This is a genomic window from Streptomyces sp. MnatMP-M17 (assembly GCF_900091995.1).
Lineage (GTDB): Bacteria > Actinomycetota > Actinomycetes > Streptomycetales > Streptomycetaceae > Streptomyces.
Window position 1 is genome coordinate 1 of the sequence record NZ_FMDK01000896.1, and the last position, 1749, is coordinate 1749.

At 70.0% G+C, this 1749-nt stretch carries 1 protein-coding gene; it reads left to right on the forward strand.

Annotation, left to right across the window (positions count from 1 at the left end):
- Positions 1-200 precede the first annotated feature (200 nt).
- The gene (gene der / locus GA0115259_RS32980; RefSeq protein ID WP_093603759.1) at positions 201-1661 is read left to right on the forward strand and encodes a ribosome biogenesis GTPase Der; all 1461 of its coding nucleotides are present in this window, start codon (positions 201-203) and stop codon (positions 1659-1661) included.
- The last annotated feature ends 88 nt before the right edge of the window (positions 1662-1749 follow it).

Below are 1749 nucleotides of genomic sequence, written 5' to 3' on the forward strand. Positions count from 1 at the left end.
TGTTTCAGAAGTCCCGTCTGCCCCGCGGGCGGACGACGCTACTTCTGAAACACGGCCTAGTCCGGACAGGGCCTGGCCGGCCGGGCGCCGGCTCGTCGGCTCGCGAGGACGCCGGGGCCGGGGCGTGCGCGAGACTTGGCTTTTGAGTAGTGCACCGCGTCGAGCGGTGCACCGATCACGATGAACGAGGTACGGACTTCATGAACGACCAGATCGACTCCGGCGACGAGCACGGAGAGCTTGGCGATGCCGAGTACGCGGACTTCATGGAGCTGGCCGCGCTGGAAGGCTTCGAGGCCGAGGAGGTGGAGGGCGCGATCGGCGAGGCCGGTCATGGCCCGCTGCCCGTCCTCGCCGTCGTCGGCCGTCCCAATGTCGGCAAGTCGACACTCGTGAACCGGATCATCGGCCGCCGTGAGGCGGTCGTGGAGGACAAGCCGGGCGTCACCCGTGACCGGGTCACGTATGAGGCCGAGTGGGCCGGCCGGCGCTTCAAGGTGGTCGACACCGGCGGCTGGGAGCAGGACGTCCTGGGCATCGACGCCTCCGTGGCCGCCCAGGCCGAGTACGCGATCGAGGCCGCCGACGCGGTGGTCTTCGTGGTGGACTCCACGGTCGGCGCGACCGACACCGACGAGGCCGTGGTCAGGCTGCTGCGCAAGGCGGGCAAGCCCGTCGTGCTCTGCGCCAACAAGGTCGACGGACCGAGCGGCGAACCGGACGCCACCGCGCTCTGGTCGCTCGGGCTCGGCGAGCCCCATCCGGTCTCCTCGCTGCACGGCCGCGGTACGGGTGACATGCTCGACGCGGTGCTCGAAGCCCTGCCCGACGCCCCGGCGCAGACCTTCGGCACGGCCGTCGGCGGCCCTCGCCGTATCGCGCTCATCGGCCGGCCGAATGTCGGCAAGTCGTCCCTGCTGAACAAGGTCGCGGGCCAGGAGCGTGTGGTCGTCAACGAGGTCGCGGGCACCACCCGTGATCCGGTCGACGAACTGATCGAGCTGGGCGGCACGGTCTGGAAATTCATCGACACGGCCGGCATCCGCCGCCGCGTCCATCTCCAGGAGGGCGCGGACTACTACGCGTCGCTGCGTACCGCCGCCGCCGTCGAGAAGGCCGAGGTCGCGGTCGTACTGATCGACACCAGCGAGTCGATCAGCGTCCAGGACCAGCGGATCATCACGATGGCCGTCGAGGCGGGCCGCGCCCTGGTCGTCGCGTTCAACAAGTGGGACACGCTGGACGAGGAACGGCGCTACTACCTGGAGCGCGAGATCGAGACGGAGCTGGCCCAGATCGCCTGGGCGCCTCGGGTGAATGTCTCGGCCCGTACCGGCCGCCATATGGAGAAGCTGGTCCCGGCGATCGAGACGGCGCTCGCGGGCTGGGAGACGCGCGTACCGACCGGGCGGCTCAACGCGTTCCTCGGTGAGCTCGTCGCCGGGCATCCGCACCCGATCCGCGGCGGCAAGCAGCCGCGCATCCTGTTCGGTACGCAGGCGGGCACGAAGCCGCCGCGTTTCGTGCTCTTCGCCTCGGGCTTCATCGAGCACGGCTACCGGAGGTTTGTCGAGCGCCGGCTCCGTGAGGAGTTCGGCTTCGAAGGGACCCCGATCCATATCTCCGTGCGGGTACGCGAGAAGCGCGGCCGGAAGAAATAGCGGGCGAGCAGGCCGCAGGAAGAAGTTGCGGGAGGACACGCCGGAAGCGGTGGGGCCCGGTGCGGGATCGTCCGCGCCGGGCCCCACC